The 15,744-nt window shown below is 48.0% G+C and carries 12 protein-coding genes and 3 tRNA genes; 5 read left to right on the forward strand and 10 right to left on the reverse strand.

Features of this window, described 5'->3' with window-relative positions:
- Positions 1 to 18: 18 nt before the first annotated feature.
- The 8 genes from thrS to LEUMU_RS0114245 form a co-directional block, all read right to left on the reverse strand.
- Positions 19 to 1,950 carry a threonine--tRNA ligase gene (gene thrS / locus LEUMU_RS0114210; RefSeq protein ID WP_022952958.1) on the reverse strand — a complete coding sequence of 644 codons (1,932 nt, stop codon included), beginning with the start codon at positions 1,948 to 1,950 and terminating at the stop codon, positions 19 to 21.
- A 155-nt stretch (positions 1,951 to 2,105) separates the two neighbouring features.
- Complete coding sequence (locus LEUMU_RS0114215; RefSeq protein ID WP_022952959.1) at positions 2,106 to 2,864, reverse strand: sterol desaturase family protein; 759 nt, start codon at positions 2,862 to 2,864, stop codon at positions 2,106 to 2,108.
- Positions 2,865 to 2,978: 114 nt separating this feature from the next.
- Positions 2,979 to 3,054 (reverse strand) — tRNA-Lys (locus LEUMU_RS0114220).
- A gap of 19 nt (positions 3,055 to 3,073) precedes the next feature.
- Positions 3,074 to 3,149: transfer RNA gene (locus LEUMU_RS0114225), tRNA-Lys, on the reverse strand.
- Positions 3,150 to 3,210: 61 nt separating this feature from the next.
- Entirely contained in the window at positions 3,211 to 4,428 is a 1,218-nt protein-coding gene (locus LEUMU_RS0114230; protein ID WP_022952960.1) for a YeeE/YedE family protein, read from the reverse strand.
- An 84-nt stretch (positions 4,429 to 4,512) separates the two neighbouring features.
- Entirely contained in the window at positions 4,513 to 4,983 is a 471-nt protein-coding gene (locus LEUMU_RS0114235; protein ID WP_022952961.1) for a regulatory protein RecX, read from the reverse strand.
- Entirely contained in the window at positions 4,961 to 6,013 is a 1,053-nt protein-coding gene (recA, locus tag LEUMU_RS0114240) for a recombinase RecA (protein ID WP_022952962.1), read from the reverse strand. The genes LEUMU_RS0114235 and recA overlap by 23 nt, the downstream gene beginning before the upstream one ends.
- A gap of 86 nt (positions 6,014 to 6,099) precedes the next feature.
- The gene (locus LEUMU_RS0114245) at positions 6,100 to 6,591 is read right to left on the reverse strand and encodes a CinA family protein (protein WP_022952963.1); all 492 of its coding nucleotides are present in this window, start codon (positions 6,589 to 6,591) and stop codon (positions 6,100 to 6,102) included.
- A 108-nt stretch (positions 6,592 to 6,699) separates the two neighbouring features.
- Between LEUMU_RS0114245 and mutS the strand changes: the two genes are divergently transcribed.
- The 5 genes from mutS to lepB all read left to right on the forward strand — a co-directional run bounded on the left by mutS (position 6,700) and on the right by lepB (position 14,148).
- Positions 6,700 to 9,276 carry a DNA mismatch repair protein MutS gene (gene mutS / locus LEUMU_RS0114250; RefSeq protein ID WP_022952964.1) on the forward strand — a complete coding sequence of 859 codons (2,577 nt, stop codon included), beginning with the start codon at positions 6,700 to 6,702 and terminating at the stop codon, positions 9,274 to 9,276.
- Positions 9,277 to 9,340: 64 nt separating this feature from the next.
- Positions 9,341 to 9,417: transfer RNA gene (locus LEUMU_RS0114255), tRNA-Arg, on the forward strand.
- Positions 9,418 to 9,916: 499 nt separating this feature from the next.
- On the forward strand, positions 9,917 to 11,764 hold the full coding sequence (ilvD, locus tag LEUMU_RS0114260; protein ID WP_026744786.1) for a dihydroxy-acid dehydratase: 1,848 nt from the start codon (positions 9,917 to 9,919) through the stop codon (positions 11,762 to 11,764).
- Positions 11,765 to 11,842: 78 nt separating this feature from the next.
- A complete protein-coding gene (gene gshA / locus LEUMU_RS0114265) occupies positions 11,843 to 13,426 on the forward strand; it encodes a glutamate--cysteine ligase (RefSeq protein WP_022952966.1) in 1,584 nt (527 codons plus the stop codon).
- A 26-nt stretch (positions 13,427 to 13,452) separates the two neighbouring features.
- Positions 13,453 to 14,148 carry a signal peptidase I gene (lepB, locus tag LEUMU_RS0114270; protein ID WP_022952967.1) on the forward strand — a complete coding sequence of 232 codons (696 nt, stop codon included), beginning with the start codon at positions 13,453 to 13,455 and terminating at the stop codon, positions 14,146 to 14,148.
- A gap of 87 nt (positions 14,149 to 14,235) precedes the next feature.
- Here the strand turns inward: lepB and queA are convergent, their stop codons facing one another.
- The gene (gene queA, locus LEUMU_RS0114275) at positions 14,236 to 15,282 is read right to left on the reverse strand and encodes a tRNA preQ1(34) S-adenosylmethionine ribosyltransferase-isomerase QueA (RefSeq protein ID WP_022952968.1); all 1,047 of its coding nucleotides are present in this window, start codon (positions 15,280 to 15,282) and stop codon (positions 14,236 to 14,238) included.
- A 30-nt stretch (positions 15,283 to 15,312) separates the two neighbouring features.
- Entirely contained in the window at positions 15,313 to 15,738 is a 426-nt protein-coding gene (locus LEUMU_RS0114280) for an acyl-CoA thioesterase (protein ID WP_022952969.1), read from the reverse strand.
- Positions 15,739 to 15,744: the final 6 nt, after the last annotated feature.

Consider the following 15,744-nt stretch of genomic DNA (forward strand, 5'->3'; position numbering starts at 1 on the left):
AAACCTTAACTATCAGTTTCAAGCCGACTGCACTTCATTCAGATCACCACGGCTTTCAATCCCGCGTTGCAGGAGATCGATCGCAGCATCAACAGTCATTGTGCCAAGATCTTCACCGGTGCGTGTCCGCACGGCAACTGAATCCGCCTCTACTTCACGGTCACCTACTACTAATAGATAAGGGACTCGTTGTAAAGTGTGCTCGCGGATTTTAAATCCAATCTTCTCATTTCTCAAGTCCGATATCGCACGAATACCAACTTTTTTCATCCGTTTTTCAACAGTTTCGACAAAATCAGCCTGAGAATCGGTAATATTCATGACCACAACCTGATCTGGCGACAACCATAATGGGAATCGGCCTTCATGATGTTCGATCAAAATTCCGATGAAACGTTCAAATGATCCCAAAATTGCACGATGCAACATAACCGGCACTTTGCGCGAACCATCTTCTGCAACATACTGCGCATCAAGACGAGCAGGCATTGAGAAATCAACCTGAATTGTGCCCAACTGCCATACACGGCCAAGGCAATCTTTCAGTGAGAATTCAATTTTCGGACCGTAGAAAGCACCTTCACCCGGCAACTCTTCCCAATCCAGCTTCTGAGCATCCAGCGCGTCGGCCAGAGCCTTTTCAGCTTTATCCCAATCCTCATCACTACCAACCCGATTATCAGGGCGTGTAGATAGACGATAGATCACCTCGTCAAATCCGAAGTCACGATACACATCATGCAGGAAGTCGATAAAATCTGCGACCTCTACCTGAATCTGATCTTCAGTACAGAAAATATGACCATCATCCTGAACAAATCCGCGTACCCGCATCAAGCCATGCAACGCACCAGACATTTCATTACGATGACAAGAGCCAAATTCTGCTAAGCGCATTGGCAAATCACGGTAACTTTTCAGCCCCTGATTAAATACCTGCACATGACAAGGACAGTTCATTGGCTTCAGAGCGAATTCACGCTCATCGGATACCAACGAGAACATATCTTCTTTATATTTTGCCGCGTGACCAGAGCGCTCCCACAACGAGAAATCCACCAACTGCGGTGTTTTGATTTCTTTATAGTTGCGCATGCGCTGTTGTTCACGCATGTACTGCTCAATTGTTTGATAAACAGTCCAGCCTTTCGGATGCCAGAATACCTGACCCGGTGCTTCTTCCTGAATATGGAACAAATCCAACTGACGACTCAAACGGCGATGATCACGCTTCTCTGCCTCAGCCAAATTGTGTAAATACGTTTTAAGGTCTTTCTTGTTGCCCCAAGCCGTGCCGTAGACACGTTGCAGCATTTCATTATTTGAATCACCGCGCCAGTAAGCGCCTGCCAACTTAGTCAGCTTAATCGCAGGAATTTTGCCAGTACTTGGCACGTGAGGACCACGACACAAGTCGATGAAGTCACCCTGTCGGTACAAAGACAACTCTTGATCAGCCGGAATCGACTCGATAATTTCAGCTTTATACTCTTCACCCATCTCACGGAAGAACACAACAGCCTCATCACGCCCCATCACTTCACGCGTAACAGGAATATCCTGCTTCATTAACTCTTGCATGCGCGCTTCGATCGCGTCCATGTCTTCAGGTGTAAACGCACGCTCGTAAGCGAAGTCGTAGTAGAAACCATTCTCGATCACAGGACCGATCGTTACCTGAGCCGTTGGAAACAACTGCTTTACAGCCTGCCCCATTAAATGCGCGGAGGAATGACGAATCACTTCCAAACCAGCTTCATCTTTAGCCGTCACAATGCTTAAGGTCGCATCATCAGTCATTACATGACTTGCATCGACTAATTCATCGTTCACACGACCAGCTAATGTGGCTTTAGCCAAACCAGGGCCAATATCGAAAGCAACGTCGTAAACGGATACCGGCTGGTCAAAGCTACGTTGACTACCGTCAGGAAGAGTTATAACAGGCATATTCTAGAGTTCTCCAGTGGTGACCAATACCAATGGCCACATGATGTTTTCGCCCTATTAGAGGGCGTTGGTAAATTAGGCGGCAAGTGTAACAATATAAAACGCCTAGGTTAACCGTGTTGTGTGATTTTTCTCATGAGCGGTCGGTTCAAATATTACTTAAATGGCATCACTAACAGCTTCCACAGCCCAGTCTCGCCACCTTTATATTGATCCAGACCAATCTTCATTTCATCATGACCTAACTTCGGTTGCGCGACATAGCTACCAAACAGGCGATCCCACCATGGCACGTTAAAGCCATAGTTGCTGTTCGTCTCGCCACGAATGACGCCGTGATGCACACGGTGCATATCCGGCGTCACAATAAACAGACGCAATACCTTATCAAATGGCACCCGAATATTACTGTGATTAAACAAGGCGCAGCCGTTTAGGATGATTTCAAACAACACAACGGCCAACACCGGAATCCCGAAAATCAAAATCGCCGCAAACTTTATCAACATCGACAGCACAATCTCAATCGGATGAAAGCGCAACGCTGTACTAGTCTCTACCGCGTTATCGCTATGGTGCACCTGATGCAAACGCCACAGTAATGGCACGGTATGAAACAAGCGGTGCTGCCAGTAGATAATCAAATCCAACAGAATGATGGCTAAAATTACTGGAGTATTAAACCCCAGCAACGCCCTATCCTGCTCCGCCACCCAAACTGCAAACAAACCAGCCGTCATTGGTAATAAGATCTTTACAGCCAAGCTATCAATCACTACCAGCGACAGGTTAGCCGCGATACGTTTCGACTTACTGCCTTCCATTTGGCGACGCGGAATCATCCATTCCAAGCTACTAAATAAGATCAGCAGACCTAGAAAGACAGAGAGGCGAATTATGTTTTCATTTTCCATAGCGAGTTGTATCAGTCAATGCGATAAGTAATAAACGCAGCATAGCGAATATCAGATCACATTACGCTGAACAAATATTTGGAAAAGGGATTTAAGGTACTGCAAGGAATAAAATGGTGGGGCGTGAGCGATTCGAACGCTCGACCAATTGATTAAAAGTCAACTGCTCTACCGACTGAGCTAACGCCCCTAAATAGGGATTCTTGAGATGGTGGGGCGTGAGCGATTCGAACGCTCGACCAATTGATTAAAAGTCAACTGCTCTACCGACTGAGCTAACGCCCCACGTCAAGAACGGCGTATTATAAAGACCGAGAACTCATTTACAAGTACTTTTTTAAACTAATTACACTTTCTCTAATTGACGCCAACTGGCAGGCAATAAGTGCATATCCGCCAGAGAAGCAACTAAGGCTTTGAAAAAATTAGATTCTTCCTCATAAACCATGCCGTAATATTGTATTTTCATGGTCAATGCGCTGCCAAAAATGATCGCAAAAAAAGTGATAAATGAACCCAGTGCCAGCGTAGAAGCACCCGTTACTGCCTGCCCGATAGTACAACCCATCGCCAAAACACCACCAATCCCCATTAGCAAGCCACCAATGACATGCCTCACAAAGTCTTTACCATTAGCGAACCACTCAACTTTGAACTTCTTGGTGAATACACTATAAATTAGTGAGCCACTCGATACGCCAACAGCTGCGATCAATGCAAAGGTTAGCATTTGAGAGGAAAAGCCGGTTTCGATCCAGCGCAGAAAATGCGCTGATGGCTGAACAAAGGTAAAGCCCTGCGCACCAATGCCATAAGGGCGCTCGTCCATCATCTCAGCTTCATCCAGCAAACTGACACCCAACTCACCTGTCGTCACCCACCATGCGGCAACCACTAGAATTGCCAGTGTGACTGCTGACAGTACATTATCAAAACTCGCGGTAAACTCTTTTGAGGCTAGCGACCAGAGCACTAAAGCACTGCCAATCAAGACCGCTACAACGATTCCTGTTATTTCTGCATCAAAACCACCAAGACCACTAATAATAGCGCCAATGCTTTGATCGCCCACTCCGTGATCTGTCAGATTGATAAATGCAGGTTCCATCCAGCTCAGAAAAAAGTCATAACTAAAGTTGGTGAATATCATGAGATAAGCCGCCGCGCCCATTACCAGAAACACCACCACCGACTTAAGGTTACCGCCACCAATACGAACCAGCGTCTTATTACCGCAACCAGAGCCTAAGGTCATACCGATTCCGAATAACAAACCACCCAGCACATTACGAGGCCAGGCAAATACAGCGGTACGATAAGGCGGGTTAGCCGTGTCATTATTAGCAGTCAGCGACATATCGACTAAGCCTAACTGTCCGGCAACGAGCACGCCCAAAATCGAAGCTCCGATCGCGAATACCCAAGCACGCATGCGCCCCGTGGTGCCGATATTCACCCAATCCGACACTGCGCCCATGGTACAAAAGCTGGTTTTAGTGGCGACGATGCCAAGGATTACTGCGAGGCCGAACGCCCACAGCAGAACATGTGTTGTGATTTCCATAATTTTCTCGAATCAGTACCAACGATGCCACTTGCTTCATCCGCAAAGCGACCTAAAGGCAATATACCTGAATGCTTAGGTAATTTAGTGACTAATAATCTCGTGAGCGATTGAGGCAGGAAAGCCTCGCATTAACAGAAAACGTATTTGTTTAGCGCGTGCTTTTAAATCTGTCGGGTATTCTGCCCCGAAGCGTTTTTCACGTTGCCGCTCGGCCAGATCCCACCAATTCACTTCGGCTTCACTTAACGCGATATCTACCAGTGAACGACTCACACCGCGCTGCATTAATAATTGCCGAATCTTAAGCTCACCCTGCCCTTTAAGAATTCGGGAACGAACAAAGCTTTCGGCATAGCGACTATCGCTTTGATAATTCGCCTCTTCCAAGCCATCCAGCAAGGCCTCTAAATCGACCGAGCTGGAAAACTCTTTTTGCTGTAACTTTTGGCGAAGCTCCAGACGTGAGTGCTCACGCCTGGATAGATAATCAATCGCCGACTTCCAGCAGCGAATCTCATCTTCGCTTTTTTTAGATGTCGGCGTCGTCTGCATCTTCCGCTACATCAGTGCTTTCCGCTGCTGCACCATTTTTTGGCTTCAATAGCTTTTCACGCAATTGCGTTTCAACCACTTCAGCAATTTCAGGATGCTCAGTCAGGTACTTAACAACGTTGTCTTTACCTTGACCAATTTTATCGCTCTGATAGCTGTACCAAGAGCCGGCTTTATTAATCAGGCCTTCTTTAACGCCCAGATCAATCAGCTCACCCATGTGAGATACACCTTGGCCGTACAAAATCTCAAATTCAGCTTCTTTAAACGGAGGCGCCATTTTGTTTTTAACAACTTTAACGCGCGTGCTGTTACCAACAATTTCATCACCCTTCTTGATACCACCGATGCGACGAATATCTAAACGCACGGAAGCATAAAACTTCAGCGCATTACCACCAGTAGTGGTTTCAGGGCTACCAAACATCACACCAATCTTCATACGAATCTGATTGATGAAAATAACCATGGTGTTTGATTTTTGGATATTTGCAGTCAGCTTACGCAATGCCTGAGACATTAAACGCGCCTGCAGACCCATGTGTGAATCACCCATGTCGCCTTCGATTTCAGCACGTGGCGTCAATGCCGCAACCGAATCCACAACAACCAGATCAACACCGCCAGAACGCACCAGCATGTCAGCGATTTCCAACGCCTGCTCACCGTTATCCGGCTGAGAGACCAACAGGTCATCAATCTTCACGCCAAGCTTTTCAGCATAACCGGGGTCAAGCGCGTGCTCCGCATCGATAAATGCAGCTGTTCCACCCATTTTTTGACATTCCGCAATGGTGTGCAGTGTCATTGTGGTTTTACCGGAAGACTCAGGGCCGTAGATCTCGATCACACGTCCGCGTGGCAGACCACCGATGCCTAAGGCAATATCCAGCGTTAAAGAACCGGTTGAAATCACATCAATATTGCGAACTGCGCCAGCATCGCCCATGCGCATAACTGCGCCCTTGCCAAATTGCTTCTCAATCTGACCTAATGCAGCAGCCAACGCTTTTTTTCTATTATCGTCCACGCGTAAATTTCCTTTAAGCTAATGGCAAATCATATTTGCCGGATTATTATCATTTAATTTCAAGCCGTATCTTAACCACGACTCAATCAATCACCCAAGCAATTCACGACACCCTGCATCGCATGCACCGCTGATTGATAGCGAACGGCATCCCGATCACCCTGAAAATGGCACGTTTCTGTGTGTACTGACTGACCGCGAACCGCCCATCCGAAACATACGGTTCCAACCGGCTTGGCTTCAGATCCGCCAGTAGGTCCTGCAACGCCAGTAATGGATACAGACACCTCTGCCGCAGAGTGCTCTAAAGCCCCACTAGCCATTTCAGCGGCCGTTTGCTCACTCACCGCCCCGTGAGCAGCTAAGGTGTCAGCACTAACGCCAACCATTCGCTGCTTGGCTTCATTGCTGTAAGTGACAAAACCACACTCCAGTACAGCCGAGCTGCCAGCTAAGTCAGTCATCGCTTTAGCCACCCAACCACCCGTACAAGACTCCACTGTTGCCAGCCGATACGAACGCGCTAGTAGCCGCTGCATCAGCGCTTCAGCCATCTGATTAAGTTGTTGTTGATTCATGAGCGGTATCTTACATGATGTGTACAGGGCATGCATTATTACCCCTGCGAATTAAAAATATCCTGATCGCCTCATGACATTTATTCGCCCTCCTGCTAAATTCCCCGCATGGCCAAAACTAGCAGCAAAAACCTCCCCCAGCACACCCCGATGATGCAGCAATACCTCCGGATTAAATCAGAACATCCGGATCAGATGCTGTTTTACCGTATGGGTGATTTTTACGAATTATTTTTTGACGATGCCAAGCGCGCCGCTGAGTTACTCAATATCACACTCACCGCTCGCGGCAAGTCAAATGGCGAGCCAATTCCAATGGCGGGTGTGCCCTATCACGCTGCCGAGCAATATTTACCACGCTTATTAAAGCTGGGTGTTTCGGTCGCAATTTGCGAACAAGTCGGCGACCCTGCCACGAGCAAGGGCCCCGTTGAACGCAAAGTAGCCCGTATTCTCACACCAGGTACGGTCACAGATGACTTCCTACTGGATGAAACCCGCGATAATTTACTGTTGTCTATTTTTGAGCATGATGGCGCCTTTGGCGTCGCTCACATTGATCTAAGCAGTGGTCGCTTTACATTGGTACAGCTTGATAGCGCAAGCGCCTTAATCAATGAAATTGAGCGCCTACAACCTGCTGAAATATTATTGGCAGAAGATCAAAATCCACTACAGAGTAAGCGTCATTCAATTACCCGACGCGCCATCTGGCACTTTGATGCAGATACGGCGATGCAACTACTGACCAAACAGTTTGGCACGCATGATTTGAGTGGTTTTGGCTGTAATGACCTGCCTGTTGCCATTATCGCTGCCGGTGCGTTACTTCAATATGTTCAGGAGACTCAGCGCGCGGCCCTACCCCATATTACTGGCATGCAGGTTGAGTCTACCGATGACAGTATTGTATTGGATGCTGCGAGCCGTCGAAATCTGGAACTGGAAAAAAGCCTGACTGGTGACCATAAAAACACGCTGATTTCTGTATTGGACCATACCGCTACCAGCATGGGTGGCCGCCTACTTAGCCGCTGGCTTAATAAACCACTGAAAGACCAGAAAGTCTTGCGCAATCGCCATCAATCGGTCGACAACCTGATTCAAGACTATCGCTATGATAATCTCAAACCGCTGCTGCGGCAGGTCGGTGATATTGAGCGTATTGTTTCACGTATTGCTTTGGGTTCGGCACGCCCGCGTGACTTATCGACCCTCAAGCGCTCACTGGAAATCGTTCCTGATCTGCACCAAGAGCTAAGCACGGTTGAATTGCCTTATTTGATAGGCCTGCGGGAACAGATTGAACTACACCATTCCTTACTGGAACTACTGGCTCGCGCGATTATTGAAGAGCCACCAGTACTGATTCGTGATGGTGGCGTAATTGCCGAGGGTTACGATGAAGAGCTGGATAAGTTACGCAACTTAAGCCAAAACGCAGACCAGTATCTATTGGAGCTGGAAATTCGCGAACGCCAGCGCACCGGCATTCAAACACTGAAAGTCGCTTACAACCGAGTGCATGGCTTTTACATTGAAGTGTCGCGACTGCATTCTGATCAAGTTCCACCCGAATATGTGCGCCGCCAAACCCTAAAAGGGGCTGAGCGCTTTATTCTTCCAGAGCTAAAAGCTTTCGAAGACCAGGTACTGTCCTCCCGTGAACGTGCGCTATCTCGTGAAAAAGTACTCTATGAAGCCCTGCTGCAAACGCTCGCTGAGCACCTACAGCCACTGCGTAGCACCGCACAGGCAATTGCCGAGCTGGATGTACTCAGTAACTTTGCTGAACGCGCCATTACGCTTAATTACGAACGGCCAGAACTGACCAGCACACCCGGCTTAAATATCACCGGTGGCCGCCACCCTGTTGTTGAAACCACGCTAGACGCGCCATTTGTTCCTAATAATCTGCAAATGAACGCGCAGCGACGCATGCTGATGATTACTGGCCCAAATATGGGCGGTAAGTCGACCTATATGCGTCAGGTTGCGCTCTTGGTTTTAATGGCTCATGTCGGTAGCTTTGTGCCTGCTAAAAGCGCCGTAATTGGCCCAATAGACCGGATTTTCACCCGCATCGGTGCACATGATGATCTTAGTACTGGCCGCTCAACCTTTATGGTCGAAATGACTGAAGCCGCCAACATCCTTAATAATGCCACTTCTAACTCATTAGTTTTGATGGATGAAATTGGCCGTGGCACGAGTACTTTCGACGGCTTATCACTGGCTTGGGCCTTTGCCGAGTATCTAGCTAAGCAGCGCAAAGCATTCACCCTGTTTGCGACTCACTATTTTGAGCTGACAGCATTGCCTGAGAAAATCAACACCATTGCTAACGTGCATATTGATGCGGTTGAACATGCAGATAAAATTGTATTTTTGCATAGGGTAAAAGATGGTCCTGCCAATCAAAGCTACGGCTTGCAGGTTGCACAACTGGCGGGTGTACCAAAAAGTGTCATTGATCAAGCTAGAAACAAATTACACAGCCTCGAAACCGATGCTAACCAAGGCGTTAAGGAAGGCGGCACACTGCCATTGGCATTAAACTTTGAAGCTGAGCCAGATCCGGAAGCAGAAGCGCTTAAGCAAGCATTGGCAGAGATTGATCCGGATGAACTGACGCCACGCGAAGCGCTGGATGCGCTATACAAACTTCGGCAAATGATGAAATAAATTCACAGCATACTCGTGAATATAAACGGTTTTATGGTAGGATTCCGCGTTCGTAATACATGATGTCTCGGTAGCTCAGTTGGATAGAGCGGCCCCCTCCTAAGGGGCAGGTCGGGGGTTCGATCCCCTCTCGGGACACCATTTATTATTCTCGAGCAAACCATATTTCAAATTGCTAGCCATTCCTACAATTTGAAAGAGAAGTATTTCTTTCATAATCACAACTCGGTTGACCATCTACTGGCACTAACAGGATCTCTCGTCGGGCACCCCGACCAAAAAGGACGGTACGTATTATTTACCCCTCTCCTTTAGACTACGAACTCATTTCGACCATAAAGCAGAACTCAAACAAAATACTGCAAACTAAGAAAATAGAAACAATAAATCATGGCCGTGTAAATACCTCCTACCCGCATAAATACCTTTTACTTAATAGGTTTTTTGTATCGTGGAGAACTCTATGATCTAAAACACAGATCACCTCTAGCTAGCATACAAGTGGGTCTAATTACAAACTTGAGGCACAAAATACCAGAGCCGCAGGCATTTTACGGATTAAAAACATCATCCGTGTTCAAAATTCACCGTTGGGCGAGTAGAATCCACCGATACACATCTAATTGCTCTGGAGAGAACCATGCCCGAATATCGCTCACGTACCACAACCCACGGACGAAATATGGCAGGCGCACGTGCCTTGTGGCGTGCGACTGGCATGAAAGACGGCGACTTTGACAAGCCGATTATTGCCATTTCAAACTCCTTCACACAGTTCGTACCGGGCCACGTTCACCTAAAAGACTTAGGCCAACTGGTCGCTCGAGAAATCGAGAAAGCCGGTGGTATCGCTAAAGAATTCAATACGATTGCCGTGGATGACGGTATCGCAATGGGCCACGACGGCATGCTGTACAGCCTGCCATCCCGCGAAGTTATTTCTGACGCTGTGGAATACATGGTAAATGCGCATTGCGCCGATGCACTGGTTTGTATTTCTAACTGCGACAAGATCACACCGGGCATGTTAAACGCTGCCTTGCGTTTGAATATTCCAGTGATCTTCGTATCTGGCGGCCCAATGGAGTCTGGTAAAACCACTATTCAAGGCAAAGTCATCAAGCTGGATTTGGTTGATGCCATGGTTACCGCGGCTGACCCTAGAGAAAGCGATGAAGATGTAAATAATATCGAGCGCTCTGCCTGCCCAACGTGCGGCTCTTGCTCCGGTATGTTTACGGCTAACTCTATGAACTGCCTGACGGAAGCACTGGGTTTATCGCTTCCAGGTAACGGTTCATTGCTAGCCACTCACGCCGATCGTAAGGAATTATTCCTGCGCGCGGGTCGTGAAATTGTGAGCTTGGCTAAGCGCTATTATGAAGAAGACGATGAGTCGGTATTGCCGCGCAACATCGCTAACTTCAAAGCGTTTGAAAATGCGATGAGTCTGGATATCACCATGGGTGGTTCCACCAACACGATTCTCCACCTGCTGGCAGCGGCACATGAGGGTGAAGTCAATTTCACCATGGACGATATCGATCGTTTGTCTCGTAAAGTGCCTAACTTAAGTAAAGTGGCTCCGGCGACTCAACTATTCCACATGGAAGATGTACACCGTGCCGGTGGTGTTATGCGCCTGCTGGGCGAGCTAAATCGCGGTGGCTTGCTGCATACCGATACCCCAACGGTTCACAGCCCAAGCATGGGTGAAGCACTGAAAAAGTGGGATATTGCGCAATCAACTGACCCAGAAGTACTGAAGTTCTACAGCGCTGCACCGGGTAATGTACCGACTCAGCAAGCCTTCAGCCAAGATAAGCGCTGGGAGCTGGATCTGGATGCGGAGCATGGTTGTATTCATGACATGGAACACGCTTACTCTAAAGATGGCGGCTTGGCTGTCCTCTACGGAAACATCGCAGAAGATGGCTGTGTGGTTAAAACCGCTGGTGTTGATGAGCACATTTTAAAATTCACTGGTCGTGCCCGTATCTTTGAATCTCAGGATGCTTCGGTCGCTGCGATTTTGGCTGACGAGATTGTCGCTGGCGATGTTGTGGTTATCCGCTACGAAGGCCCTAAAGGTGGCCCGGGTATGCAGGAAATGCTGTATCCAACCAGCTACCTGAAATCTAAAGGCTTGGGTAAAGAGTGCGCCTTGATTACGGATGGTCGTTTCTCTGGTGGTACTTCAGGCTTATCCATTGGTCATGCATCTCCGGAAGCAGCTGAAGGTGGAGCAATTGGTTTGGTTGAGGAAGGCGATACTATTGAAATCGACATCCCGAACCGCAAGATTAACGTAGTTATCTCAGATGAAGACTTGGCACACCGTCGTAGAGCGATGGAAGCTAAAAGCTCTGCCGCATGGAAGCCGGTTAATCGCGACCGTAAGGTCAGCGTTGCACTGCGCGCATATGCGGCCATGGCAACTTCTGCGTCTCGCGGTGCAGTCCGCGATGTAACGCAGGTCGAGAAGTAATTACGAGAGTACCGTATAAGGCCCCGGCTTTGGTCAGGGCTATTTTTTTAAGATCCATGTACGTTCAGGGGCTACGCTTTGTACACATTACTGAATCAGCGCATTCGCTATATAGAAGATAATAACGCACAGCGACTGCTGAAAAAATCACTGACCGGATTGGAAAAAGAAAGCCTGCGGGTAACCGACGATGGCCGTATTTCGCAAAGCCCGCACCCCAAAGCGCTGGGCTCTGCCTTAAAAAATGATTGGATTACCACTGACTACTCAGAGTCGTTATTAGAACTGATTACGCCTCCTTGCGATCAGGCCTATAAGTCATTGGATTTCCTGCAAGACGTAGAAACCTTTGTTTATAAAAAGCTGGATAATGAACTGCTCTGGACTTCCAGTATGCCGTGCATTATCAACGGCGAAAGCGATATCCAGATCGCAGATTATGGCACCTCCAATGGCGGCAAGATGAAAAGCATCTACCGCAATGGTTTGGCTTGGCGCTATGGCAAAATGATGCAAGTCATCGCTGGTATTCATTTTAATCACTCGGTTGCGGAAGACTTCTGGCCTTTCTTCAAGCAAATGGATGATGACTCCCGCACTCCAATCGAATTCAGCAATGACCGTTACATGGGCATGACCCGTAACATTCAGCGCTATGGTTGGATTATTCCGTATTTGTTCGGCAGCTCGCCCGCCATCTGCAAGTCGTTTTTAGGCGGCAGAGAGCCAACCGAAACCATGGAAACCTATAACGGGAATACCTGTTATGAACCCTGGGGTACCTCGCTGCGCATGGGCGATATCGGCTACACCAATCGCAAATCCAGCAAAGTCGGCATTAAAGCAGACTACACCTCGGTAAAAACTTATACCGACAGCCTACGTGAGGCAATTGAAACCTCCTATGCACCTTATGAAGAAATTGGTGTAAAAGTGGGCGATGAATACCGCCAGCTCAACACCAATATTCTGCAAATTGAAAATGAATACTACAGTACCGTACGTCCTAAGCAGATTTTGCGCGGCTTTGAAAAACCAATCGACTCCTTGTTAAACCGTGGCGTTAAGTATGTCGAATTGCGCTCGGTAGATATCAACGTATTCCACCCAGCAGGTATTTCGCATCTGCAGCTGTTCTATCTTGAGATTTTCATGTTGTTCTGCTTATTGCAGGATAGCCCGGTGATTGATGATGAAGAACGCAGCGCGATTGACCGCAACCAAAGTACGGTTGCGCATCGTGGCCGTAAGCCAGGCTTAGAACTCAACCGCCTTGGCGAAATGGTTTCACTGAAAAGCTGGGGTCTTGAGTTGATGGAAGCCATGTTACCCGTTGCTAAATTACTGGATCAGGCGCACAGCAATACCTGCTACCAAAAAGCGCTTCAGGCACAAACGGAACTATTTGAAAACTCAGAATTAACGCCTTCAGCCCAAGTGCTATCGACGATTATGAGTGAGCATGACAGTTATTACTCCTTTGCTCGCCATCAATCACAGCAGCACCGCGATTATTTTATGCAGCGCGATCTGAATCAGGCAACGTGGGACAGCATGGAAGCAAAAGCGAAAGACTCTTTAGCTGCCCAAGCAGCATTGGAAGCTGAGCCACAAATCGACTTTGATTTATTCTTGAAAAAGTATTTTGCGGGCGAGCTATAAGCTACCCGTTTAATCCGGATACTCTAATGAAAAAAATAATGTCCATTCTTCGGAATAACCGCGGCTTCCTGATATTTTTGGTCCTGCTGTTTGCCATGCGTGGCTCACTGCTGGACTGGCACCCAGTGCCGACTGGCTCAATGAAGCCGACCATTTTGGAAGGCGATGTGATTGTTGAAAACAAACTCGCCTATGATATCCAGATCCCCTTTAGCAGTATCTCACTCAAGCGAGTGGGTGAGCCTAAGCGTGGTGAAATCATTGTTTTTACCTCAGAAAAATCGGGCAAGCGGCTGATCAAGCGCTTGGTAGGGTTACCGGGTGAAACCTTTGAAGTAGTCAATAATCAGCTTGTGATTAATGGTAAGTTCGCGCAATACATTAAGCTTCCAGAGGATGACCCGCGCATTCCGGAAACTGCGCCAGACCGTGAGCCTGGCTTTTATGCAATGGAAAGTACGGATGATATGGCTCCGCACATCGTGCACATGCAGCCGGGAAAATATAATCCAAACTTGAATTTCGGGCCGATCACGATTCCAGAGGATGAATATTTCTTTATGGGTGATAACCGTGATGACAGTGCCGATTCGCGCTACTACGGCCCTGCCCCGCGCTCAGAATTACGCGGCAGAGCCTTTACCATTATGCTGTCGTCACGCATTAAAGAAAACTACGCGCCACGTTGGGATCGTTTCTTTAAAACGCTTTATTCCGAGTAAAACATCAAGCTGAGTTCGTTGTGCTTCAGCTTGATTTGTTTGGCTAGGACTTCACCTTAGCTTGATGTATTTATCTCTGGCCTCAATTCAGCTTTGCTTGCTTGGCTCAGCTTTTGATAAATACATCGCATCGCCATAGCTGAAGAAACGGTATTTCTGCTCAACCGCATGCTCATAAGCCTGCATCATCGTGTCATAACCAGTGAATGCAGACACCAACATTAGCAGCGTTGATTTTGGCAAGTGGAAGTTGGTAATTAAGCGGTCAACTACCTGAAACTCATAGCCTGGCGTGATAAAGATATCGGTATCACCCTGAAACGGTTTTAGCGTTCCGGAAGCCGCTGCAGATTCCAAACTACGCACCGTTGTCGTACCCACCGCTACCACTTTACCGCCACGGGCATGGCAATCACGTACGGCTTGGCAAACTGCCTCCGGCACATCAACCCACTCCGAATGCATCACATGCTCAGATAAATCTTCACTGCGCACCGGCTGGAAAGTCCCAGCACCAACATGCAAAGTCACTTGTGCAGTCTTCACACCCTTGGCCTTTAAAGCATTAAGCAATTCCGATGTAAAATGCAGACCCGCTGTTGGAGCCGCTACCGCGCCAAGGTTATTGGCATACACCGTTTGATAACGCTCACGATCATCAGCCGTATCACTGCGCTCAATATAAGGCGGCAGTGGCATGCGACCAAACTGCTCCAATAAATCAATCGCTTTGCGGTGATCACCAGACTTAAAGCACAACTCAAACAACGCACCTTGACGCCCCATCACCTCAGCCTCAAACGCGCCTTCAATCGTTAAGGTCGTACCAACTTTAGGCGACTTACTGGAACGCACATGCGCCAATAAGCGATCTTCATCCAGCAAACGCTCCACTAACACCTCGATCAAGCCACCCGTCGCTTTTTGCCCGAACATGCGCGCAGGCAGTACTTTGGTATCGTTGAATACCAGCAAGTCTTCCGGTTGAATCAAATCCACAATGTCACGAAAGGTTTGATCCTTAAATACATTATCCGGCTCGACAACCAATAAACGGCTCGCATCCCGGTTGCTCAACGCCTCCTGAGCAATTAACTCTGGCGGCAATGTATAATCAAAATCACTCAATTTCATGACAGGTTTCACGCTTATAAAATCCTTTCGTTAGATTGTACTAAGAAAATCCAGATAGTCTGGCAAGTCCTCGACTTTCGGCACTGGTGTCGGTTTCCCGTCATCATCTACCGCCACAAATTTAAACTTCGCTTCGGTCACTTTTTCGCGAATACCAATTCGACCGCGACGCACCCAAGCTTCTACATGTACATCAACCGACGTGCGCCCTACCCGATCTAAATCGGTATACACGCCCAAAATATCGCCCACCTTGACTGGCTTGATAAAGCTCATGCTGTCTACTGCGACAGTCACGACCCGGCTCTGTGCGCGTTGACCGGCACAAATACCGGCAGCAATATCCATCTGCGACAGTACCCAGCCCCCGAAAATATCGCCAGATGGGTTAGTATCCGACGGCATTGCCATCGTACGCGTGGTAATCCGACCTCGCGTCGCTTCTGATTCAGACATTCTCTC

It is taken from the genome of Leucothrix mucor DSM 2157 (genome assembly GCF_000419525.1).
Lineage (GTDB): Bacteria > Pseudomonadota > Gammaproteobacteria > Thiotrichales > Thiotrichaceae > Leucothrix > Leucothrix mucor.

Excerpts from the sequence above, each read along its gene's own strand:
- mutS (WP_022952964.1), top strand. The coding sequence starts at position 6,700 with ATGGCCAAAACTAGCAGCAAAAACCTCCCCCAGCACACCCCGATGATG.
- LEUMU_RS0114280 (WP_022952969.1), bottom strand. The coding sequence starts at position 15,738 with ATGTCTGAATCAGAAGCGACGCGAGGTCGGATTACCACGCGTACGATG.
- thrS (WP_022952958.1), bottom strand. The coding sequence starts at position 1,950 with ATGCCTGTTATAACTCTTCCTGACGGTAGTCAACGTAGCTTTGACCAG.
- LEUMU_RS0114215 (WP_022952959.1), bottom strand. The coding sequence starts at position 2,864 with ATGGAAAATGAAAACATAATTCGCCTCTCTGTCTTTCTAGGTCTGCTG.
- ilvD (WP_026744786.1), top strand. The coding sequence starts at position 9,917 with ATGCCCGAATATCGCTCACGTACCACAACCCACGGACGAAATATGGCA.
- queA (WP_022952968.1), bottom strand. The coding sequence starts at position 15,282 with ATGAAATTGAGTGATTTTGATTATACATTGCCGCCAGAGTTAATTGCT.
- lepB (WP_022952967.1), top strand. The coding sequence starts at position 13,453 with ATGAAAAAAATAATGTCCATTCTTCGGAATAACCGCGGCTTCCTGATA.
- LEUMU_RS0114230 (WP_022952960.1), bottom strand. The coding sequence starts at position 4,428 with ATGGAAATCACAACACATGTTCTGCTGTGGGCGTTCGGCCTCGCAGTA.
- LEUMU_RS0114235 (WP_022952961.1), bottom strand. The coding sequence starts at position 4,983 with ATGCAGACGACGCCGACATCTAAAAAAAGCGAAGATGAGATTCGCTGC.
- LEUMU_RS0114245 (WP_022952963.1), bottom strand. The coding sequence starts at position 6,591 with ATGAATCAACAACAACTTAATCAGATGGCTGAAGCGCTGATGCAGCGG.